This window comes from Ekhidna sp., from assembly GCF_039940915.1.
GTDB lineage: Bacteria > Bacteroidota > Bacteroidia > Cytophagales > Cyclobacteriaceae > Ekhidna.
In genome coordinates this window covers 664,565-687,863 of record NZ_JBDVFO010000003.1, presented here as the reverse complement: position 1 = coordinate 687,863, position 23,299 = coordinate 664,565, and the positions used below count along the sequence as shown (strand labels likewise).

15 protein-coding genes are annotated in these 23,299 nt (G+C 42.6%); 13 read left to right on the top strand and 2 right to left on the bottom strand.

Going from position 1 to position 23,299, the window contains the following annotated elements:
- The first annotated feature begins 11 nt into the window (after positions 1-11).
- The 9 genes from ABJF57_RS18080 (at position 12) to ABJF57_RS18040 (ending at position 16,076) form a co-directional block, all read left to right on the top strand.
- The gene (locus tag ABJF57_RS18080) at positions 12-3,146 is read left to right on the top strand and encodes a WD40/YVTN/BNR-like repeat-containing protein (RefSeq protein WP_462232744.1); all 3,135 of its coding nucleotides are present in this window, start codon (positions 12-14) and stop codon (positions 3,144-3,146) included.
- Between the two features lie 94 nt (positions 3,147-3,240).
- On the top strand, positions 3,241-3,642 hold the full coding sequence (locus tag ABJF57_RS18075) for a GNAT family N-acetyltransferase (RefSeq protein WP_462232743.1): 402 nt from the start codon (positions 3,241-3,243) through the stop codon (positions 3,640-3,642).
- 216 nt (positions 3,643-3,858) lie between these two features.
- Entirely contained in the window at positions 3,859-4,749 is an 891-nt protein-coding gene (locus ABJF57_RS18070; RefSeq protein ID WP_462232742.1) for an ABC transporter ATP-binding protein, read from the top strand.
- 23 nt (positions 4,750-4,772) lie between these two features.
- Positions 4,773-8,390 (top strand): ABC transporter permease/M1 family aminopeptidase, encoded by a 3,618-nt coding sequence (locus tag ABJF57_RS18065; protein WP_462232741.1) that lies wholly within the window; start codon positions 4,773-4,775, stop codon positions 8,388-8,390.
- A 104-nt stretch (positions 8,391-8,494) separates the two neighbouring features.
- A complete protein-coding gene (locus ABJF57_RS18060; protein ID WP_462232740.1) occupies positions 8,495-10,429 on the top strand; it encodes a S9 family peptidase in 1,935 nt (644 codons plus the stop codon).
- A 151-nt stretch (positions 10,430-10,580) separates the two neighbouring features.
- Positions 10,581-12,800: a M1 family metallopeptidase gene (locus ABJF57_RS18055; RefSeq protein ID WP_462232739.1), complete on the top strand. Its 2,220-nt coding sequence runs from the start codon at positions 10,581-10,583 to the stop codon at positions 12,798-12,800.
- 66 nt (positions 12,801-12,866) lie between these two features.
- Entirely contained in the window at positions 12,867-13,223 is a 357-nt protein-coding gene (locus ABJF57_RS18050; protein WP_462232738.1) for a SiaC family regulatory phosphoprotein, read from the top strand.
- A gap of 22 nt (positions 13,224-13,245) precedes the next feature.
- On the top strand, positions 13,246-14,385 hold the full coding sequence (locus tag ABJF57_RS18045) for a helix-turn-helix domain-containing protein (RefSeq protein ID WP_462232737.1): 1,140 nt from the start codon (positions 13,246-13,248) through the stop codon (positions 14,383-14,385).
- Positions 14,386-14,450: 65 nt separating this feature from the next.
- Positions 14,451-16,076 carry a serine hydrolase domain-containing protein gene (locus ABJF57_RS18040; RefSeq protein WP_462232736.1) on the top strand — a complete coding sequence of 542 codons (1,626 nt, stop codon included), beginning with the start codon at positions 14,451-14,453 and terminating at the stop codon, positions 16,074-16,076.
- 67 nt (positions 16,077-16,143) lie between these two features.
- Here ABJF57_RS18040 and ABJF57_RS18035 read toward each other — a convergent pair whose 3' ends face one another.
- Positions 16,144-18,255 (bottom strand): M1 family metallopeptidase, encoded by a 2,112-nt coding sequence (locus ABJF57_RS18035; protein WP_462232735.1) that lies wholly within the window; start codon positions 18,253-18,255, stop codon positions 16,144-16,146.
- A 393-nt stretch (positions 18,256-18,648) separates the two neighbouring features.
- Between ABJF57_RS18035 and ABJF57_RS18030 the strand changes: the two genes are divergently transcribed.
- From ABJF57_RS18030 to ABJF57_RS18015, 4 genes are all read left to right on the top strand, one after another.
- Positions 18,649-19,062 carry a DUF1761 family protein gene (locus ABJF57_RS18030; RefSeq protein ID WP_462232734.1) on the top strand — a complete coding sequence of 138 codons (414 nt, stop codon included), beginning with the start codon at positions 18,649-18,651 and terminating at the stop codon, positions 19,060-19,062.
- A 376-nt stretch (positions 19,063-19,438) separates the two neighbouring features.
- A complete protein-coding gene (locus ABJF57_RS18025) occupies positions 19,439-20,743 on the top strand; it encodes a DEAD/DEAH box helicase (protein WP_462232733.1) in 1,305 nt (434 codons plus the stop codon).
- Positions 20,744-20,824: 81 nt separating this feature from the next.
- Positions 20,825-21,241, top strand: a complete 417-nt coding sequence (locus ABJF57_RS18020) for a hypothetical protein (protein WP_462232732.1) — start codon at positions 20,825-20,827, stop codon at positions 21,239-21,241.
- Positions 21,242-21,374: 133 nt separating this feature from the next.
- On the top strand, positions 21,375-22,763 hold the full coding sequence (locus ABJF57_RS18015; protein ID WP_462232731.1) for a mercuric reductase: 1,389 nt from the start codon (positions 21,375-21,377) through the stop codon (positions 22,761-22,763).
- Between the two features lie 9 nt (positions 22,764-22,772).
- Here the strand turns inward: ABJF57_RS18015 and ABJF57_RS18010 are convergent, their stop codons facing one another.
- The gene (locus tag ABJF57_RS18010) at positions 22,773-23,129 is read right to left on the bottom strand and encodes a hypothetical protein (protein ID WP_462232730.1); all 357 of its coding nucleotides are present in this window, start codon (positions 23,127-23,129) and stop codon (positions 22,773-22,775) included.
- Between the last annotated feature and the right edge of the window lie 170 nt (positions 23,130-23,299).

Here is a 23,299-nt window from a genome sequence, read left to right as displayed (position 1 = left end):
TAACCTACACCATGAAAAAATTACTAATTATCCTTTTAAGCTGCTGCTCGATTCTCGCAGTAGATGCTCAGAAAAAGAAAAAAAAATCAGAGCCTTCTGGACTAGACGCTTCGCTTTACGAAGGAATGAAGTGGCGAAACATTGGTCCTACTCGTGGGGGTAGAAGTGTCGCTTCTACTGGGGTTGTATCGGATCCCATGACCTACTATATGGGAACAACAGGTGGAGGTATCTGGAAAACCAATGATGCAGGTATTACTTGGAAAAACATTTCAGACGGGCAGTTAAATACTGGAACTGTTGGAGCTATAGCCGTCTCAGAATCAGATCCTAATGTGATCTATGCAGGCATGGGCGAACATGCCGTTCGTGGGGTTATGACTTCAAGTGGAGATGGCATATACAAGAGTACCGATGCGGGTAAAACCTGGGCACATATAGGTTTAGAAAAATCCATGCACATCTCCGATGTAGTCATCCATCCATCCAATCCGAATGTGGTTTATGTGGCGGTGCAAGGGGCACTCTATGGACCGACACCTGACCGTGGTATTTACAAATCTACCGATGGAGGATCGACCTGGAGAAAAGTGCTCTTCGTTGCAGATAATTCTGGAGCATCATCCCTATCCATGGATATGAATAATCCGCGGATTCTCTATGCGGCTATGTGGCAACATCAGCGCTATCCATGGACCGTATCCTCTGGAGGACCCAATTCCGGATTGTACAAGTCTGTAGATGCAGGCGAAAATTGGGAAAAGATGGAAGAAGGACTTCCCGAAGAATTTGGGAAAGCCGGCATCTCTGTATCAAGAGCAAATGCTAATCGTGTGTTTGCAATAGTCGAGGCAGAGGGAAGCAAATCCGGGCTTTACCGCTCAGACGATGCAGGAAAGAAGTGGAGCCAGATCAATAGCAATCGAGTATTGATTACACGTTCGTGGTATTATATGGAGGTCTTTGCTGATCCGCAGGATGAAAACAAAGTTTATGTACTTAATGCACCAGCAATGAAGTCAATAGATGGTGGCAAAAGCTTTCAGAATATGTCTACCCCACATGGTGACAATCATCATCTTTGGATCAACCCTACTAATAACAAGTGGATGATCAACTCCAATGATGGTGGCGGCAATGTATCACTAAATGGTGGCAAGTCCTGGTCAACACAACAAAATCAAGCCACTGCACAATTCTACAGAGTCATCACCGACAATCAGGTTCCTTACAATGTGTATGGTGGCCAACAAGACAACTCAGCTATTGCCGTTCCTAGCCGAACCAACAGCTGGGGCATTGGCTGGAAAGACTGGTATTCGGTGGCTGGATGTGAAAGTGCCTATTTGGCATTTGATCCCGAAAAACCCGAAGTAATCTATGGCGGCTGCTACCAAGGCATCATCGAGCGATGGGTAAAGGCGACAGACGAAGGAAAGCCAATCATGCAATATCCTGAGGAACGACTCAGTGGCATTCCCAAAGACTTCAAATATCGATTCAACTGGAATGCACCAATCATCACATCGCCCCATGATCCAAATACAATTTACCACGCTGGTAATGTCGTTTTCAAAACAACCGATGGCGGTCAAAACTGGGAAACCATCTCTCCGGACCTCACGAGAAACGATACCACCAGGCAGGGTCCTGGCGGAGGGCCTTATACCAATGAAGCTGCTGGTGGAGAAAACTACAACACACTAATGTATTTGGTGGAGTCACCTCATGAAAAAGGAGTTCTATGGGCTGGCTCTGATGATGGGTTAGTACATATTACCAAAAATGGTGGCAAGAATTGGACGAACGTAACACCAAAGGGCCTGGAAGAAGGAATCATTAACTCAATAGAGGTTTCTCCCCACGATCCGGCTACTGCTTATATCGCAGTGATGAGATACAAGTTCAACGACCTAACGCCACTGGCCTACAAGACCAATGACTATGGAGTAAGTTGGTCCAAAATCACGAATGGTTTGGATGATTCCAATGGATTCGTTCGGGTAATCAGAGAAGATACTAAAGTCAAAGGTTTGCTATATGCTGGAACAGAAACTGGACTGTATATCTCAGATGATGACGGCAGCAACTGGGCTAAGTTTCAGCTAAACCTTCCGCTGGTGCCTATCAATGATTTAACCATTCGGCAAAATGACTTAATCGCAGCTACTGCCGGCAGGTCTTTTTGGATCTTGGATGATTTGAGTGCCATTCAGCAGACTGCCGGACAAGGAAAGATATTTGGTGGCCTTTACGCAAAGGAAAACCAGTACCGGATTCTTGCAGGAAGTGCTCCACTGGATGCCGGTAAGAACCCACCATCAGGGGTCACATTCGATTATTTTCTATCTGATGAACTTCCAGATAGCATCATGCTGAAAATAGAAATTCTAGATGGTGAGGATGTTATTAGGGAATATTCAAACCAGAAGGATGAAGAATTCAAGACCTGGCAAGGTGGCCCTCCTACCTCTTCATTGCTTCCGGCAAAAAAAGGAGTCAACCGTTTTACCTGGGATTTTAAGCGAGAGACCTTGCCTGCTGTCGATGGAGTATTTGCCTTCGGTGATTATACAGGCTCAAGAGTGTCGCCAGGAATATATGGTATTCGTTTGAGTGGAGAAAACGATACCATCAACATTGCAGTGAATGTTTTACAGGTTCCCGGACAAGAATATCCTGAAACGGTCTGGACTGAACAGCAGAATATGCTGACATCCATAGAGTTAATGATCAAGGATATGCATGAAAGTGTTAACACAATGCGTTCAGCCAAAAAACAACTCAATGGATATCAGAAATTGCTAAAAGAAAATGAAGAAGCAAAAGATCTACTGGATACGGCTAAGGCATTGGTTGCTAAGATTGAAAAGTGGGAAAATGAATTGATTCAACCGAAGCAAAAAACCTTTCAGGATGTAATCAACTTTGAAAACAAACTCAACACGCAGCTGATGAGTCTTAAAAGCTTCATCGATGTTGCAGACCCTCGTGTAACCACTGGAGCCAAGGACCGCTACGAAGACCTGAAAGTAGCGTGGCAATCATATGCTGAGCGTAGAGAACAGCTGATCGATGTGGAATTGAAAGCCTTCAATAATTTGTATAAGCAACTAAACTTACCAGCAGTAATATTGGAAGAATAGTAACATGGAAACGGAACGACTGCTCCTAAGGCACATTACTCCAGAAGTTGCTGGATTTCTACAAAAGCTTATGAACACCTCGAAGTGACATCAAATGATTGGCGATCGAGGTGTTTATTCGGAAATAGATGCACTTAGATACATGAACGAACGTATGCATCCCGATTTAACCAAAAAGGGATTTGTAAACCATGTCATGATCGAGAAAGAGACCGGCGTAGCTGTTGGTACGTGCAGCCTCCACGACCGTGATGGCGCGGAAGGCATTGATGTTGGATATGCCTTCCGCGCCATGCATGAAGGAAAAGGCTATGCTTCCGAAGGTGCGAAAACCATGGTCAAGCTTGCATTTGAGAAGTATCGGCTAGCCTATGTAAGTGCCATCACAAATGATGAAAATATTGGTTCCTGCCGGGTACTTGAAAACTGGGATTTGTTCACTCAGGATACACAAAACTTCCAGATAGTTCCGAGAATATTAAACTGTACGTTCTGAGTAAATAACATTACCAGGATTAAAGATTCTTATTTAACACTATTTATAACTAACTGATGCTTAGTTAATTCACACTCACCCTGGGATGATAAAAGCTATTGCCCTCCCCTTTACAGCCATTTATCATATAAATGCTCCAATTATCAATTTGATAAAATAAATTGATACCTATCGAGTGCTTCGTGCATCCTATTATCAGAATAAAAACGCTATCCTATGAATCTACTTATCAAAAACCTTTCAAAGACTTACTCAAATGGTGTCCGCGCGCTTAATGACGTCTCGCTAGACATCCCAACCGGCATGTTTGGTCTCTTAGGCCCCAATGGTGCAGGTAAATCAAGCTTGATGAGAACCATCGCTACCCTTCAGGAACCCGATACAGGAAGCATCATTCTAGGCGATCTGAATGTGCTCAAAGAAAAAGATGAAGTAAGAAAGATCTTGGGGTACTTACCTCAGGAGTTTGGCGTATACCCAAAAATAAGCGCCGAAGTGCTATTGGATCACCTGGCAGTTTTAAAAGGAGTTGCCAACAACAAGGAGCGAAAAGAACTCGTAGAAAGCCTCCTTCACAAGACAAATCTGTGGCAAGCGCGAAAGAAAAACCTGGGGGGCTACTCAGGTGGGATGAAGCAACGATTCGGAATTGCTCAGGCATTGCTATCTAACCCTAAGCTCATCATCGTAGATGAACCCACAGCAGGCCTTGATCCCGCCGAAAGAAACCGATTCCTAAATCTATTGAGTGAATTAGGAGAAAACACTGTGGTGATATTGAGTACACACATTGTTGATGATGTGAAAGAGCTTTGTACTAACATGGCCATCATCAATCAAGGAAGCGTACTCTACCAAGGAAGTCCAACGAATGCCTTGAATGAGATTCAAGGAAAAGTGTGGAGAAAAAAAGTAGAGAAGGCAGAATTGGAAGAGTACAAGGGCAAGTACACGGTGATTTCTGATCGATTGATTGCCGGAAAGCCAGAAATCCATGTCTTAGCAGATGCTAGCCCAGACTCATCATTTGAAAGTGTAGAAGCTGACCTGGAAGATGTGTATTTCTCTCATATTCTTACCTCTCAAACAGAAGCTGTGCCAGCGTAATCTCCAACTAAAAGAATACAATCATGTGGTTTAAAATATTAAAATTCGAACTTCAGTACCGCAAAAAAAGACCTGCTACTTACGTCTACTTCGCGATTCTATTTCTCATGGCCGTATTGACTATGAGTACTGATATTATTCAGGTAGGTGGAGGATCAGGTCTGGTGAAGGAAAATTCACCGACTACCATCGCGAATATGATGGCAATCTTATCAGGGATCATGATGATGATCACTTCGGCAATAATGGGAGTAGCTGTTTTAAGAGACTTTGAGCACAATACAGAGTCCATGCTATTCACTACTCCAATTACCAAGTTTGACTATTTAGTCGGGCGTTTCTTAGGGTCATTCCTTGTTGTGTTATTTGTATTTGGAGGCATGATGCTGGGATTTATGCTTGGTGAGTTTTTCAATCCCGATAAGGATAAAATGCTCTCCTTCAACCTATATAACTACCTGCATCCATTTCTAACCATTGTTATCCCTAACCTTTTCTTTTCAAGTGCACTTTTCTTCATCACAGGTGCACTTTCAAGAAAAATGGTAACCGTTTATGCACAATGGATTTTGCTCTTTGCAGTATATCAGATAGCCATTATTTTGACCAGAGAAGTAGACAATAGATCCATCGCAGCTTTAATCGATCCATTTGCAATACGAACTATTCGAAACAGCATTCAATACTGGACTGTCGCCGAACAAAATAACATGGTCGTTCCATTTACCGGGGTTGTCATGTGGAACAGATTGATGTGGATGGGGGTGGGAATCGTGACCTTGCTTGTTGGATACTTCTCATTCAGTTTCAATGTAGTGAGGAAATCATGGTTCAAGAAGAAGACTGCAAAAGAAGAAAGCGCCTCAAAAACAGATGTTATCATTCCTTCCGTCAACTTCAATTTCGGATTTCGAACATACCTTTTACAATTGAGGAAGCAAACCTGGTTTTACTTCAAAACAGTAACTGGAGGCATCCCATTTAGGGCAATCGTTCTATTTGGGTTCTTCATAATGATTGTTAACTCCTTTTTCTTAGGAAGAGTATTTGGCACATACACCTACCCTACCACCTATCTGATGGTGGAATTAATAACAGGTGCATTCGGACTATTCTTTTTGATTATACTGGTATTCTACTCTGGAGAATTGGTGTGGCGAGAGCGAGATGTGAAAATCAATCTCATTCAAGATGCATTACCCATGCCTGATTTCATCTGCCTCATCAGCAAGTTTCTGGGATTACAGTTGGTTTTTGTAATACTTAACCTCCTACTTATTGGGTCTGGTGTTGTAATTCAAGCTTTCAAAGGATACTATAAGTTTGACCTACCTGTATATTTCTCTACGATGTTCTCGGAGACTACCTCTTTTGTGATTTTATTCTCGCTGTTGGCATTCTTTGTCCAGGTGATGGTCAACAATAAATTCCTTGGACATGCCGTAGTGATTGTATTCTTTATTGCTACTGGAGTGATGGACCTACTAGGATTGGAGCACAGTCTGTTCCAGTTTGGCAGTGCTAGTTTAGGGACCTACTCAGAAATGAATGGATATGGGCATTTTGTAAAGAGTTTCTCCTGGTTTGATGTGTATTGGATGGCATTCAGTATTTTCCTTTTCGGGGTGGCAGTGGTATTCGCTGTGCGAGGCTCTGAAGCAGCAATGAAATGGAGATGGCATGTGGGTAAAATGAGGTTATCTAGACCGATACTCACACTGATCATCACCACGTTTTTAACCTTCCTAATGTCAGGTTGTTACATTTTCTATAACACCAATATTGAGAACACCTATAGGAACTCAGATGAACAAGAAGCTTTGCAGGCAGATTATGAGCGCGCACTCAAAAAATATGAGTTCATCGCTCAGCCTAAAATAACCAGAATGGATGTCAAAGCTGAGCTTTATCCATACGATAGAGATTACAGCATGGAAGGTACCTACACACTCAAAAACTATGAGGATGGGCCCATTAGTAGCATCCACTTACAGTTAGGGCTGGATGAGGATCTCACCTATGAAACTGTGACCTTTAGCAGATCTACTACTATCGCAGAAAATTACAATGAGTATAGGTATTATATACACGAATTAGATGAGCCACTGCTGCCTGGTGATTCACTAGAACTCAACTTCAAGTTTGCCTACAATACTGTAGGATTCAAAGAGTCAGGGTCAAACACAAGCATTGTTTTTAATGGCACATTTTTAAACAACACCAGTTTCCCTAGCATTGGGTACGGTTCGGGCAATGAATTGGCAAGCGACGATGACAGAAAAGACAATGATCTAGAGCCTAAAGAGCGCATGATGCAACGTGACAATCAGATTGGATTGGGTCAAAACTTCATCAGTGACGATTCACACGGTATTGACTTTGAAATCGTCGTTGGCACAGTGCCAGATCAGATTGCCATTGCGCCGGGATATTTGCAAATGGAGTGGGAAGAAAATGGCAGACGCTATTTCCATTATAAAATGGATCAGGACATGATGCCTTTCTTCAACATAGTATCTGCACGATACACGAAAGTACAGGACCAAACGTCCATTGCATTGAATGATTCTACTGATAGAGACATAAACCTGGAGATCTACTATCACGAAGGACACGAGTACAACCTGGAAAGTATGATGAAAGGAATGAAGCATTCCTTCAAATATTTCTCAGAAAACTTTAGCCCGTATCAGTATCGTCAGATGAGGATTTTGGAATTCCCAAGATATGCCTCATTCGCTCAATCTTTCGCTAATACTGTTCCATTCTCAGAAGCCATTGGTTTCATGGTAAAAATTGAGGAAGAAGATGATGTGGATGTCACTTACTTCGTGACGGCTCATGAGCTTGCACATCAGTGGTGGGGTCATCAATTGTTTCCAGCTAATGTTCAAGGAAGTGCAGTACTCTCTGAAACCCTCTCCCAGTATTCTGCGCTGATGGTGATGAAGCAGCAATATCCTCAAGAGCATCTTAAGGAGTTTTTGAAAGAAGAGCTCAATAGATACTTACAGGGACGTACAACCGAGCAAAAGAAAGAAATGCCGTTGGCACTCGCTGAAAATCAAGCATACATTCACTATGGCAAGGGTGCCAATATTATGTATGCCCTACAGGATTACATTGGAGAAGATAGTGTGAATGTTGCTCTGGAACGATTGATTGCAGATTGGGGATTTGGATCGCTGGAACGAAACGGTCGCTACGCAACCACAATTGACCTGATTGGATATCTGCGAGAGGTGACACAGGACAGCATGCAAAGCGTGATTACTGATTTCTTTGATCGCATCATCTTGTATGAAAACAAAGTAGATGAAGCCACTTATACTGAAGTAGCTGACGATAAGTATCTCGTTAAACTGGACCTGAACACCAAGAAAATGGAATCTGACAGCTTGGGCTTCTCTACACAAGTGGACATCAGCGATTGGATCGATGTGGGGGTTTATACAACAGGCGAAGATGGAGATGAAAAGCTCATCTATCTGAAGAAACATAAGTTTACCGGAGATGAAACCTCGCTGGAGATTGAAGTTGATCAGAAGCCCTCTTCTGCAGGTGTAGACCCATTAAATAAACTGATAGACAGAAACCCAACAGACAATACCAAAGGGGTATCTGAAGGTACTTCAACTTAAAGGAAGGACTAACTAGTTTAAAAAGGCAGCTACACATTAGCTGCCTTTTTTCTTTCACTTCAAATTATGCGTAACTTCATACACACATTTAACCTACTTAAATCATGAAAAAAACACTATCACTACTAGCCTTTGCGGTACTCATTGGCTGTAGCTCACCATCCAATGAAGTACCTGAAGTAACCAAGTACACCATCAATCAATTCTATGAAAATGTGAATATTGGTGGGGGAAGTTTTTCTCCGGACGAATCCAAATTACTTGTGAATAGCAATGAGTCCGGCATATACAATGTCTATGAAATTGATGTCGCCTCTGGTGAAAAAACCCAGATGACCAACTCAACGCAAGAATCGTATTTTGGTCAGTCTTATTTTCCTAACGACAATCGAATGGTCTATTCCTTTGATGAAGGGGGGAATGAAAACTTCAAGGTTTTTATGCTCACCACTGAAGGTCAGTCCAAAGATTTAACACCTGGAGATAGTGTGCGAAATGGATTCTGGGGTTGGAGCAGAGATGAACAGAGCATGTATCTGACCTCTAACAAGCGTGATCCTCGATTCATGGACATCTATGAAATGCAGATTTCATCTGTAGATGACGAATCTCCGATCAGCGAGATCATCTATCAAAACAATGATGGATTGAATGTAGGTGCCATCTCTCCTAATGAACGATTCTATGCGCTCACACAAACCATTACGAGTGCGAATGGAAAAATGTACTTATTTGATCGTGAAACCGGTGAGAAAACAGATATTTCTGAACATGAAGGCGATGCTACATACAGCCCACAATTCTTCAGTTTAGACAACCAAACACTCTTCTACACTACCGACGAAGGTTCTGACTTTGTTTACCTGGCCAAGAGAAATTTGGAAACAGGTGAAGTAGAAAAAGAATTTGAGTCCAATTGGGACGTTTGGTACGCCTACGATTCCTGGAATGAAAAGTATCGGGTAATTGGCATCAATGAAGATGCGAAGACGGTTGTCAAAATTATTAACCAGGAAAGTGGTGAAGAAGTAGCACTTCCAGAAATAAAAGGCGGCAGCATTTCATCTGTCAACATTTCCAAAAGTGAAAAAATGGCTCGGTTGACGGTGAGTACATCTGCTTCTCCAAGCAACATCTACGTGTACAATTTTGAGACCGAAGAGTTGAAAAAACTAACGCAAACCCTCAACCCTGAAATTGCTGCCAATGATCTGGTAGAAGGAAAAGCAGTTCGCTATAAATCGTTTGATGGACTGGAAATTCCGGCCATATACTATCAACCTAAGCAAGCGTCTGAAGCCAACAAGGTTCCTGCTTTAGTGTGGGTTCATGGCGGTCCTGGTGGACAGTCCAGGCTTAGCTATTTCGCGTTGATCCAATACTTGGTAAATCATGGATATGCAATATTGGCGGTTAACAATCGCGGAAGCAGTGGGTACGGAAAGGAGTTCAATCACCTGGATGATAAAAACCATGGAGATAAGGATCTAAAAGACTGTGTGTCTGGTAAAGACTACCTGGCTGCCACTGGAGTGATCGACATGGAAAAGGTGGGAATCATCGGAGGCTCCTATGGTGGATATATGACCATGGCAGCTCTTGCCTTTGAGCCAGAAGCTTTTGATGTGGGTGTCAATATTTTTGGTGTAACTAATTGGTTAAGGACTTTAAAGTCAATCCCTCCATACTGGGAAAGCTTCCGAAAAGCGCTCTATGATGAGTTGGGAGATCCAACCACCGAAGACTCAGTTCGTCTATATAATATCTCTCCGCTCTTTCATACACAAAATGTGACTAAGCCGCTCATGGTGCTACAAGGTGCCAATGATGTGCGGGTACTTCAGGTAGAATCAGACGAGATTGTAGCTGGAGTGAAGGCCAATGGCGTTCCAGTGGAATACATCATATTCGACGATGAAGGGCATGGTTTCCGCAAAAAGGAAAATGAAATCAAGGGATATGGGCAAGTCAAAGAATTTCTTGACCAATACCTTAAGGGTGAAGGCACTAGTGAAGCAACAGCTTCTGGAAGACTTTAGAACTCAAAGACTCAAGGAAAGGCAGCTTATGGCTGCCTTTTTTTATGCTTAAAAGTGATGTCCCAAAAAATTGAACGTGCAGCACGACCACCGGTGTAATCCTTCTTTTTACAAAATCTTTCCTGGTGTAACTTCCGAGAAATTTATAAGTATGAGGTTCTTAATCGTAGTTTCAATTCTGGCCACTTCCATTCTTTCGAACGCTCAGGATGTACCAGGATATTCTGGGAAATTCAATGCCATCGATCGTTTACTCGCTCCGCCAAACGCTTACCGCACAGCATCAGGAGCTCCAGGTGAAAACTACTGGCAGCAAAGAGCTGATTATAAAATAAAAGCATCCATTGATGAAAACACCAACGATTTGCTTGGGGAAGAAACCATCACCTACTTCAACAACTCCCCACATGACCTCAGTTTCTTATGGCTAAACATTGAACAAAATGTCAATCGAAAAGGAAATGAAGATTTCGGCGATGTTTTGGGAGGGGTTCGTGATTCCATCAATTCACTTCAGATGCAATACCTGGTTCGGCCGATCGACTTTCCAGCCGGAACGGATATTCAATCAATAAAAGATGTCAATGGCGCTGACTTACCATATATCGTAAACAACACGCTGTTACGCATAAATCTACCTGAGTTACTCAAATCAGGAGAGAACATCATTTTTTCCATTAAATGGAAAAACTACATAACCGATCGTGCACAATTTTTACTATCCAGAGAAGGATACGAATATTTCCCTGAGGATGACAATAAGGTATTTTTATTGGGTCATTGGTTTCCGAGAATGGCTGTATACAACGACACAGAAGGCTGGCAAAACAAGCAATTCAGACGCCTGGGTGAGTTTGCCCTTGAATTTGGCGACTATGAAGTGGAATTAACTGTTCCAAAAGATCACATCGTAGCGGGTACGGGTACACTTATCAATGAGTCTGAAGTATTGACAAAGATCCAAAGAGATCGAATGGAAAAAGCACGCAAATCTTTTGATGAGCAACTGTTCATCATCACCCCTGAAGAAGCACTAAAGAATGAGCAAACGAAGAAATCAGGTACCAAAACCTGGAAATTTAGGGCTGAGAATGTGCGTGATGTAGCCTTTGCCAGCTCACGAAAATTCATTTGGGATGCCATTGCAGTTGAGTTGCCAACCAATACAGTAATGGCCATGTCGTTCTATCCGAATGAAGGAATGCCTGTATGGAATGAGGAATCAACCAATGGTGTAAAGCAAGCCTTGGAGGTCTATTCAGAGGCAACATTTGACTACCCATACCCTGTAGCAATTTCCGTGAACACCTCCAACATTGGAATGGAGTTTCCGATGATCTCTTTCAATGGCGGTCGTCCCGTAGATGGTCAAATCAGCGAGCAGGCCAGACGAGGCATGACCAGTACGATTATCCATGAAGTTGGTCACAACTGGTTTCCAATGATCGTAAGCTCAGATGAGCGAAAGTGGATGTGGATGGATGAAGGGCTAAATACATTTCTACACCAGCGAACACTAGCTGAGCGATACCCCCAATGGTCCAGCACTACCCCAAAAGACATCATACCTTTCATGATGGGCGATCAGAAAACACTCCGCCCAATCATGACAAATTCAGACAATGACCTGCTCTTCCAAATGGGAGCCAACTTCTATCAAAAGCCCACAGTAGGACTTCAGATGCTTAGAGAAACCATCGTTGGAAAAGAGCTTTTCGATGCTGCGTTCAAAGAGTATGCTAACCGCTGGAAATACAAGCACCCCAACCCATCAGACTTCTTTCGAACACTGGAAGACGGCACGGCCACAGATTTGGATTGGTTTTTTAAAGGATGGTTTTTCACCACCGAGACAGTTGATATCGAACTGGCAGATGTGAAATGGTTTCAGCTAAAAGAGGAACAGGCCGTTGTTGAAAACAAACAAATAAAAGGGAATAGTAAACGCATATCGGGTTCAGGAAGTGGAGCAAAAGGTGAAGGTTTCTCTGATGGCCCACAGCCATTCACCATGGTTCCTACCAGCAGTAGCACCTATAGACAATTTTTAAGCAGACTGGATGAGGGACAAATGAGAGATCAGCTGTCCGGAAAACACATTTATGAACTTAAACTTCAGAACAAAGGAGGGCTAGTGATGCCAGTGATAATCGAATGGACCTATGCAGATGGCACCAAAGAAGTACAGCAACTCCCAGCAGAAATATGGAGACTCAATGAAGCTGAAGTGACAAAGACTTTTTTAAAGACTAAGGAAGTTGTAAATGTTGCAATAGATCCAAATCAAATGCTGCCGGATGTAAATCTTGAGAACAATGTTTTCCCAAGACCGAAGCAAAATGATAAATTTGAGGAAATGAAAAAGGATTAGTAAGTTACTTTACGCTTACTGGTTATTTGAAGAGATAAAACATCAACCGATAGAAACCACCCGCTTATGACTGATGATGGAGATATTTTACCAAGAATAAGATTTAATACTCAAACCGGATTGCTTAAAATTGAAGGCCGATCGCTCATGCGAGATGTTCAGGATTTCTACCTGCCAATCATAGAGCAAATTAAGAATACGACCGTTCCTACGTTTGTCGTCGAACTAAAACTGGAACACTTTGACACAGGCACCATGAAATGCCTGTATCAGCTGATGCTGACTCTAAAGGATAAGCAAGCCATGGGCGCTATGCTACTGATCCGATGGTTTAGCGACGCAGGGGACGAAGACCACAAAGAGCTGGGAGAAGATTTAGAAAATAAGGCTGGAATTCCTTTTCAGTATGTAGACAACAAGTAAGCCTCCATTATCTTGCTGTTGGATGCCAGGAATCTATTACAAGACAGCCTTACTATTGATTTATTTTGGTCAGGGAATCATTTTTTCCATGGCTCTTCTGATTCAGTCTCGCAGAGCGAATGAAAGCTCATCAAAGTGGCTTTCGCTACTGGTATTTCTTTCCTGTCTATATATCGCCCCATGGATGCTTGGCCATTCAAGTTGGTATGCAATGGACGGCTACCGGGAGTTTTTATTCTTTTTTCCATTTCACCAGCTCTTTCTAATCGGCCCGGTTATTTACTTCTATGTACAAAGCCTCATCAAACCAGGGTTCACGCTAGACAGAAAAGCATACCTCCATTTTCTGCCATCAACGTTGTACTTCCTGTATAGCTTGCTGGTCTTTGTTGTGGACTTTTTCATACTCGATGAGTTTTACTTTTATGCCGATGGTAAAGACAAAGATCTTTCTCCCTGGTATCAAATCACTGGAACTATCTCCATTCTTGCATACACCACGTCCAGCTATCAAAATTATCAGAAGTATAAGGCTCGGATTTTAGACGAGGTGAGTTTTGCTGAAAATATTACCTACGGTTGGCTTAAGCGATTCCTCCTCTCCCTCATTTTCATCTTGGCATTGAGAGTGCTGTTTATGCTAGCACTTCCCAACTGGGGAGACTTTGGGCTAAAATGGTGGTACTACCTGATATTCGCATGTACTTTTTACTACATCACCTTCGCTGGCTATACCAATGGAATACTTGCTTCATTTGCCTATCAACTCCCCTCTCCACGTCTAGAGGAAAATCAAACAAAGGAGCTGATCATTGCAGATGTTGAGAAATGGAAAGCTAAAATTCATGCCTATGTTGTAGACGCCAGTGCATATAAAAATCCAAGGTTAACACTGCAGGATGTTGCCAGCCACTTAAAAACCAATCCACGTATCATCTCTCAATCCATCAATCAAGGTTTTGAGATGAATTTCAACGACTATGTGAACGAAGCTCGTCTGGAGGCTCTCAAGGCAAGAATTGACAATGAGGACCATCTACATTTCACATTGCTCGCTCTGGCCATGGATTGTGGCTTCAATTCCAAGAGCACCTTCAATCGGGTTTTTAAGAATAGAATGGGAATCACGCCAAATGATTACCTGAAAAAGGCTAACAAATAGGTGTCAAATCATGATTTGGAGCGAAATGATCAGCTAGGAACATCAATTTTATCTTCAAAAAACTCATGAAATTCATTCTACTAACATTATTCACTGGACTACTTTTCCTTGGGCAAGCCCAACAAATTGACAGCAAAACCAAGAAAAAGCTGGATAAATTGATCAACGAACAGCTCGCTGAAAAGATCGCTCCCGGCCTTGCGATAGGTATTATACAAAATGGAGCCATCATTTACGAATCGTATGCCGGGTATGCCGACCTGAAAAAGAAAACGTCGCTGAGTAAAGAATCACGTTTCAACTATGCCTCCAGCGGGAAGCAGTTTACTGCGCTTGCTGTTTTAACGTTAATAGAGGAAGGTAAAATCAACCTGGAAGATGATATTCGAAAATTCCTGCCTGATTTCTACCCGGATATCAATGAAGAGATACAAATACAGCACCTAATTACGCATACTAGTGGCATTAGGGATGTGTATGAACTATGGAACCTGCAAGGCATCACCTGGTGGGAAGAGACGCTATCTAACCAAGACGCAATAGACATGCTCATGAAGCAACAACAACTCAGCTTTGAGCCGGGAAGTAAGCACATCTACAGCAACTCAAACTATCTCCTGCTCACAGAGATCATCAAACAGGTGACCTCCAAATCATTCAAAGACTATTCGGACGACCTCTTCAATAATCTGGGCATGACCAGCACGGGCTTTGAACCGGACCATACTGATATTCCCCGCCGCGTCCTTCCTTACGGATTTTGGAAAAAGTACCGAATGTATGAATGGAATACAGATTTGATTGGTGATGGTGCGTTATTCACCACCTTGCCGGATCAACTGGCCTGGGAAGTGATGATCCAACAACAGGAAAGTGATTTCCTCACTGCAAAAACCATGGAAAAAAGTCAAAGCCCGATAGTCGGCACCTTTGAGGGATATGGCTATGGTCTTGAATTCGAAGATGGCAGGTCCTTTCACCACGGATCGACCGGAGCCTATGGCGCCACATTTGCACGCTACACCGAAGAAAACCTCACCATCGTGGTGATGACCAACTACACCAACATCTTAGCAAGCTATGTAACTGAGCAATGCTACCAGATCCTTACCGGTGCTATCGCTCCGTCACCTAAGCCAAGAAAGCCACAAACCGTCGAAGCTTTTGTTTCGATAGATTCCCTTCTGGGTACGTACAAGACACCCGGTGGCTATTACTATCGCTTCGTCATGAGATCAGATACACTCTTCCTGGAAAGAGCAGACCGGAACCCTGTCGCGATTGAGCATGAAGAAGGAAACATCTACCATGAAATCAACGACCCGGCCTTTCAGCAGGCATTTACCATCGACCCAAAATTGGGCATGCAAATCACAGCGTATTACCCCACCCATGATTCGTATACCCTCACCAAGGAAGATATTACCTGGGAAGGTTATGATTATGAAAAACTCAACGGCACCTATTACAACTCTGAATTGGATGTGCGCTTAGAGGTAAAATATGTGAAAGACAAGGAATACCTGGTTACAAAAGGCCAGAATGAATATAGCATTCAGATTTTTGAACCGGATGTATTTTGGTTTGGTAACTATCGGGCGAAAGTCGGCCAGGAAGATACCCGGGTTTCCGAGCTGCTGCTAAACAGCAACCGGAATAGAAACGTCCTTTTTACCCGTACAACAGAATAGCGTGTGAAGAACACAAAAGCCCTCTCCGCCAATGCAGAGAGGGCCGTTCTAGCTTAGGTTAGTTTAGCTATTCTTTTGTTCCTTGCACCGTCACACCGAATTGTTTCAATTCCATGCTCATGCCTGTTTTTTCACCGCTATTGTCAAACTTAATCACAATTTGACCATCCAATGACTCCCACGTATCTTCCTTAGGCATTACCACTACATTCATCCCTGCAGCTGGCAATTGCATTTTCACCAAACCATCTTCATTTTTCATGGTTGCGGTTATGTTGAAGTTCGCAATATTGTACGACCCATAGACATAATCAGGTACCTCCACGTTTGCCATTCGATCTTTTAATGGGGGATAAAAGTTATCAGTGTCATCCAGATCAGGAAGGCTTGCATTCACAGAGATTGATTCCACTTCCTTATAATTTGGAATGGAAACCTCAAACTTATCTTTTCCAGCCATCGTCTTTCCAGACATGGACACTTCGTAATCCGTGCCATCGTTATACTTCACCTCAACCTTCACAGGCACAGGTCGGTTACCCAAATTCGAAACCGTCAGTTTATCCTTTTTGAAGCCATCAATTCTTACGTTGGGATAGCCATACTCAAAGAACCATGGCTTCCATAGCCAGCTCAGGTCTTGTCCACTTACATCTTCAAATGTGTAAAAGAAATCGAACGGAATTGGAGACTTCTTTGCCCAACGGTTAATGTATTCTTTGTACGCTTTGAAGAACATTTCGTCACCCAAGTGATAATGCAACATGGAGTAAATGAAAGCAGGCAGCGGATACGCAGAGTAGCCATAATTTGTTCCATCCATGAATTGTGAGGAAGTAAACAAAGGCACGTCTTCGTATTGTCCTTGCATCCCTCCTACGCTTCCTTTGTAGTTAGTGAAAAGATCAGAGCTATCATTTCTGAAAAATCTGCTGGTCACCAATGAAGTGATGTAGTCCGCCCATCCTTCATCCATCCATGCGAATCTTCGTTCGTTCACTCGAACATACATTGGAAAGTACATGTGGTACATTTCGTGCACCGTTACCCCTAGGCCAGGGCCACCATTGTATGCCATCATTGGAAACTCCATACCTCCTCCACCGAGCCCGATGAACGTTGTAAATCTTGGATACGGGTAGGGTACACCTGGGATGTCTTCAGAGAAATGCTTCATCGTTTTTTGCTGATTGGGTGTCATCGCAGCAAATGCTTGAGGATTTCCAGAAGGATATACCGAACTGATCAATACATCTTTGCCATCCACTTTTTGTGAAGCAGCATTCCAGTCATAGTGATCACTCATTGCGAAGGCAAAATCTGGAACTTCGTCTGCTTTGAACTTCCATGTTCCGGACTTATGCTCAAATCCACCTTCAAGGTCGTCACCGTTCATGATGTCCATTGGCTCAGTGGCAGTTTGAGCTGTATTGTATCGATCAAGAATATCAGCATTGAACACCTCGTCCGGGTTTTGCAACACTCCTGTCGCCCAAATGGTGAAAGACTTAGGCACGCTAAACTCCACATTGAAGTTAGCCAGGTTGTTGTAAAACTCTGTTCTGAACGAGTAGTTCTGGGTATCCCACCCAAAAACATCATCGTATACAGCTACTTGTGGATACCAGTATGCTACGAAGAAAGACGTGCTGTCTGCAACTCCCGTTCTTCTGTTGGTGTAAGGCACAAACTGTTCCCAGTTGATGGCCAGATCAATGCTTTCGCCGCTCTTAAGTGGCTCAGTCAGTCGAATAGAAATATTTGTTCCACTTCGTGAAAAAGCTCTGCTGGCCATGTCTACAGAGTCTCCTCTCACCTGCACCATATTTAACGTTACGCCATCATCGATATCGCGTTCGTCTACTCTTGATGCACGTGGATTTCCTTTACGATACACATCGTTATACAAGCGCACAACGATTCTGGTAAGGTCATTTGGGCTATTGTTTGTGTACGTGATTTTGGATTCACCATCGATACCCCGCGTTTCAGGATCAATGGAAACCTTAATCTCATAGTCCACAGTGTTATGCCAATAATTTGCGCCGGGCTTCCCGTCATACGATCGGGTGCCTTTGTCATACGCTTGCTTCATCTCTTTAGGCATGAACATGCGCTGCTCTTGTGCCATGAGTGACGTGCAAAGCGTCAAGGTGATAAGTGTTGTTAGTAATCTCATAGGGTTTAAGTTTTTATTAGGAGGCGTAAAGAAAACAAATTGTTGCAGCATAGCAGTGGCCGCTTATCAAAAAGGCTGAATGCGGTGTGAGAGAGTATCCAAGAAACGACATATTTGATACACATCTATTTTGCTTTTTTCTTAAGTCTTTTGAAAAGGCAGCATTAAAATCTTCCATGTCATTGCGAGGGAAGCATGACCGAAGCAATCTCATCCAAACGGTTATGGGATTCCTTCACCCTCCTTTCTCAAGCTCGGACGGTACAGATTACTGTGTCGCTTTAGGCATTTTTACAATTGCAACCGCGCCAAGCAACCTTCAAAATACAAGCTGCATCTAGTATCAAACTTATCATCTAAGTAATCACTCGTTCTTAATCAGAAACCTTCATTATGCAAAAATTAAGCATACGTCCCTCTTCAATTATCCTAGCTTCCATTTTCCTCAGCACTTTTGGCGGTATTTGGTATGGACTTCTTTTTAGGGACGTTCAAATCTCAGCTCACAGATACACCGCTGAAGAATATGCGAATGATAATCCTATTTGGTACATCGGTGGAGTTCTAATTTCCTTACTTATTGCCTGGGGAATAAGCTTGATTATTCGTTTAAAGGGAGAACCAGGAATTCGTGCAGGCATCTCTGCAAGCCTGAAGGCCGTGATAGGTTTTGGATTGCCGCTGGTTTCGTATCCACTCGTTTTTTCTCCTTTGCATGATTTACAACTCTATGCTGTGGGTCTTTCGCAGATAATTATCGGTTGGACAGTAGCTGGAGCAATAGTAGGAGGAATGATTAAGAAATAAGTCTGCCCCTAAGCAATCTCCTCCAAACGGTTATGGGATTCCTTTACTCTCCTTCATCAGGTTTGGAATGACGGTACTTACTGTGGAGTTAGTCCCTTTCCTCTCACAGGTAGCTTGGGGACAAGCACATTAAGCATCCCGCCAATGTAGTGGTATCACTCCGGATAATCTTTAGTAGATTCTTGCGCTCTATATAACAGGTCTGCCTCCCTCCTTGAAGATTCAACTTCCTCACCTCCATGCAACAGCATCATCCTTCGTTTGTCAAACTTGTGAGAGACGAATGAAAATATGATTGCAAAAAATATAGCTGCACTAATCCATATCTTTGCATATTATACACCTACTGTAATCATCATTCCTTTTCAGTTATTCTATGTCCATCAAAAGCCAAAAAGATATTCTTGCAAAGCTCAACATAGAGAAGCTAAACCCAATGCAAGAAGAAGCTTCTGTGGCGCTGGAGTCATCAAGCAATTTGGTGCTGCTCTCTCCTACAGGAACAGGTAAAACGGTCGCATTCCTTCTCCCTATTTTAAAAAATCTTGATGCTGATTGCACCGAAGTACAGGTATTGATTCTTGTACCATCCAGGGAGTTGGCCATTCAAATAGAATCTGTTGTGCGAGAAATGGGAACAGGATACAAGGTAAATTCAGTCTATGGAGGTCGCACGGGTTCTAAGGATAAAATCGAGTTGAAGCACCGGCCTGCTATTTTGATTGGGACACCTGGAAGGGTCTCAGATCATATACATTACAAAAACTTTCCTACTAGAGACATCAAAACGCTTGTTCTAGATGAATTTGACAAGTCTCTGGAAATTGGATTTGAGGACGAGATGAAAGAAATCATCAGTTCGCTGCACAACGTAAAAAGACGCATCCTAACCTCCGCCACGCAAGGAGTACCCATTCCTTCATTTGTTGGACTTAAAAATCCAATAACAGTCAACCACTTAGGACAAGGCACGTCCCAACTGAAAATCAAGCGAATCCTATCTCCAGATAAGGATAAACTCAACCCTCTCGTTGCAGCGCTCAGCCATATTGGCAACCAGCCAGGCATCATTTTTTGCAATTTCAAGGACACGATTCAGCGCGTTAGTGCCCACCTCGAAGCTCATAAAATCAGTCATGGATGCTTCTATGGCGGCATGGAACAAATCGATCGAGAGCGCACACTTATAAAATTCCGAAACGGCACCCATCAGCTCATTGTAGCAACAGATCTTGCTGCGCGAGGACTCGACATCCCTGAATTGGGATTCATTCTACACTACCAGCTGCCTCAAAAGAGCGAGGAATTCACTCACAGAAATGGACGAACTGCCAGAATGAACACCAAAGGAACAGCCTACATTTTGCAGTGGGAAAAAGAGCCACTCCCTGATTTCGTTACAAGCGCTAAAATTGAAACGCTAAGTCAGGTCAAACAACTCTCACCTTCAAAGTGGCGGACGCTATACATTTCAGGCGGCCGGAAGGATAAAATATCTAAAGGAGATATAGCCGGTATTTTTTTCAAGCAGGTTCACCTTTCCAAGGATCAACTTGGTGTGATCGAAATCAAACAAGACTGTGCATTTGTTGCCATAGATGCTTCAAAAATGAAAGCGGCCATTGACACACTCAACAACACACGCATTAAGAAGAAAAAAGTACGCATCTCTCAGATCTAAGCAGTACAATTTTCCAAGCTTCTGGCAATCGTTAGCATCTCGACTATCCAAATAGCTTTTTTTTGTAGCTTTATATGTGATATGAAAAAGCTAATCAACATCACTTTAACTGTTTTTACACTTGTTTTTATTTCGTGCGAGCGTCCAGATTGCGCCAACACAAATTCCATATTTGAAAATAGTACGCCAGAATCAAGCGAATACAAAGCGGAGCTGGTTCAACAACTGCAAAGCACGGATCAAGCCAAATTGACCTATTGGCTTCAAAAATATGAAACCAGGAATGGGAAAGAGTATTTATCATTTTACATCCAAGGTGATGGATTATGCGCCATTCTTGATTTGACTATGAATCACTGGACGAAGTTAGGAGATGTTAGAGAGAAAAAAGGTGTCACTTACCGAGGAGCAGAATTTACAAACTTAAAGTTTGACATAGTGGAAGACTCTTCAACCACTGAATTCATCTATCAATCGTTTGATCATATCATCGATTAAGACTTCTGGCTATTTCATGATATTTTGAGGCACTACCTGGGTTCAGGAAGCAAAATTGCAATTTGTTAGCATGGCTATATACCATAGCAAAAACCTATTTAATTCGTAGCTTTCTATTCTAAACATACAAATCATGACTCACTTTAATCATCTCATTATTGGTACAGGACAGGCTTTGGGAACACTTTTAGGGAAACTTATACCTACCGGAGATTCCATAGGTGTAATCGAAGCTGATAAAGTAGGTGGCAGCTGTGTAAACTATGGATGTACTCCTACCAAAACACTAGTAGCCAGTGCCAAAGTATTTCATCAAGCCCAAAGAGGGGACTTTTATGGTTTTGACTTAGATGGCTTAACGTTAGATTTCGCTCGCGTAAGTGCTCGCATGAATGAAATCCGAAATGGAGGAAGTAATGGTCTCACCAACTGGATGAAAGGGACTTCCAATGTGGAGTTAATTCGTGGAAAAGGACAGTTTGTCGGTGCAAAAGAAGTTGAGGTGGATGGTAATAGATATACAGCAGATAACATTTACATCAATGTTGGCACCCGTCCAAGCGCACCTCCTATTCCAGGATTGGATCAGATAAAGTGGTTAGACAGTGCTGGTTTACTAGACTTAAAGGAAGTGCCGAATCATCTAATGATCATTGGTGGCGGATACATCGGCGTTGAGTTTGCACAAGTGTTCAGGAGGTTTGGAGCTAAGGTCAGTCTCATTCAACGTTCTGATCAATTAATGCCTCGTGAGGATGCTGATATTGCACAGGCTGTGAAAGACTTTCTTGAAGAAGAGGGAATAGAAGTATATACTGGCGTCAACACACTCGACATCAGTCAAAATGGAACTTCCAAAGAAATCACCATTGAGCAAAATGGTCAATCCAAGTCCTTGGCTGGCGATCAGTTGCTAGTCGCTGCGGGTAGACTCCCAAATAGCGACACTTTGAACTTAGAAAACACATCGATAGAAGTGAATGCTCGCGGGTACATTCAGGTAGATGACTATTGTGAAACTGCAGAAAAGGGTGTCTATGCGTTGGGTGACGTCAACGGTCACGGTGGCTTCACACACACGGCTGTCAACGATGCAGAAATTGTTTTGGATAGGCTTTTCGGAGGGGATCGAAAGCTAAGTGGGCGGAACTTGATCTATGGCCTATTTACAGATCCACCTCTGGGTCGTGTAGGAATGACCGAAAAAGAAGCGATTAAAAGCGGTAAAAGGGTATTGAAAGCTGTGCGGCCGATGGATAAAATCAGCAGAGCCAAAGAAATGGGAGAAACCAAGGGATTTACCAAGTTGCTGGTAGATGCAGACACAGACATGATATTGGGTGCCTCAATATTGGGAGTTGGGGGAGACGAGATCATCAATATGTTTGCAACTATTATGCATTCTAACATACCTTGTGCCTATTATCGCAAGGTTGTATTGGTACATCCCACAGTTTCTGAACTTATGCCTTGGATTTTAGATGGCATCAAAGAGGTGAAAGAAAAAGACGAGACTTTGTGAAAGTTAAATTCAACTCACCAAATACTCTTTGGCACTTTCTATATCGTCAAAAACACGAATATTGCCTCCAACCATCGTAATGTATGCCTTCAGAATCAATTTCTTCAACCCTTGTATTCCAACAAAAGCTCGCTTTTCGGCACGATCTTTAAAATACATTTTACCGTATTCCTTCATTTTATTGCTTACCACAGGATTTACAAAGGCACCCACAGTATTAACCAATACAAGTAATTTGGTACTGGACGCCAGGTAAGCATCCTTGGTTTCTTCCAATAATTCCAACGAGCGTTTTTCCGTTTTCGATTCCGTTAAATCAACATACAGAATACGCTTATCATTATGAGTGATGTAAGATATAGCCATAGCGAGCACTTTATTTTGGCGACAATTAAATCCGGGTATGAAAATACACAAATAATGGATTTACAGTATAAACAATAAAAAATTATAAAGTGTTTTACCCTACTCTTTTTTGAGAAAAATTTTCATTGCTGGGTTCATCACTTGTTAAATAATCTTAATAATTAGCCTTT

Coding starts and splice junctions, on each gene's coding strand:
- ABJF57_RS18030 (WP_462232734.1), top strand. CDS start 18,649: ATGCAAAAATTAAGCATACGTCCCTCTTCAATTATCCTAGCTTCCATT.
- ABJF57_RS18050 (WP_462232738.1), top strand. CDS start 12,867: ATGACTGATGATGGAGATATTTTACCAAGAATAAGATTTAATACTCAA.
- ABJF57_RS18060 (WP_462232740.1), top strand. CDS start 8,495: ATGAAAAAAACACTATCACTACTAGCCTTTGCGGTACTCATTGGCTGT.
- ABJF57_RS18035 (WP_462232735.1), bottom strand. CDS start 18,255: ATGAGATTACTAACAACACTTATCACCTTGACGCTTTGCACGTCACTC.
- ABJF57_RS18040 (WP_462232736.1), top strand. CDS start 14,451: ATGAAATTCATTCTACTAACATTATTCACTGGACTACTTTTCCTTGGG.
- ABJF57_RS18020 (WP_462232732.1), top strand. CDS start 20,825: ATGAAAAAGCTAATCAACATCACTTTAACTGTTTTTACACTTGTTTTT.
- ABJF57_RS18065 (WP_462232741.1), top strand. CDS start 4,773: ATGTGGTTTAAAATATTAAAATTCGAACTTCAGTACCGCAAAAAAAGA.
- ABJF57_RS18075 (WP_462232743.1), top strand. CDS start 3,241: ATGATTGGCGATCGAGGTGTTTATTCGGAAATAGATGCACTTAGATAC.
- ABJF57_RS18070 (WP_462232742.1), top strand. CDS start 3,859: ATGAATCTACTTATCAAAAACCTTTCAAAGACTTACTCAAATGGTGTC.
- ABJF57_RS18025 (WP_462232733.1), top strand. CDS start 19,439: ATGTCCATCAAAAGCCAAAAAGATATTCTTGCAAAGCTCAACATAGAG.
- ABJF57_RS18015 (WP_462232731.1), top strand. CDS start 21,375: ATGACTCACTTTAATCATCTCATTATTGGTACAGGACAGGCTTTGGGA.
- ABJF57_RS18045 (WP_462232737.1), top strand. CDS start 13,246: ATGCCAGGAATCTATTACAAGACAGCCTTACTATTGATTTATTTTGGT.
- ABJF57_RS18080 (WP_462232744.1), top strand. CDS start 12: ATGAAAAAATTACTAATTATCCTTTTAAGCTGCTGCTCGATTCTCGCA.
- ABJF57_RS18010 (WP_462232730.1), bottom strand. CDS start 23,129: ATGGCTATATCTTACATCACTCATAATGATAAGCGTATTCTGTATGTT.
- ABJF57_RS18055 (WP_462232739.1), top strand. CDS start 10,581: ATGAGGTTCTTAATCGTAGTTTCAATTCTGGCCACTTCCATTCTTTCG.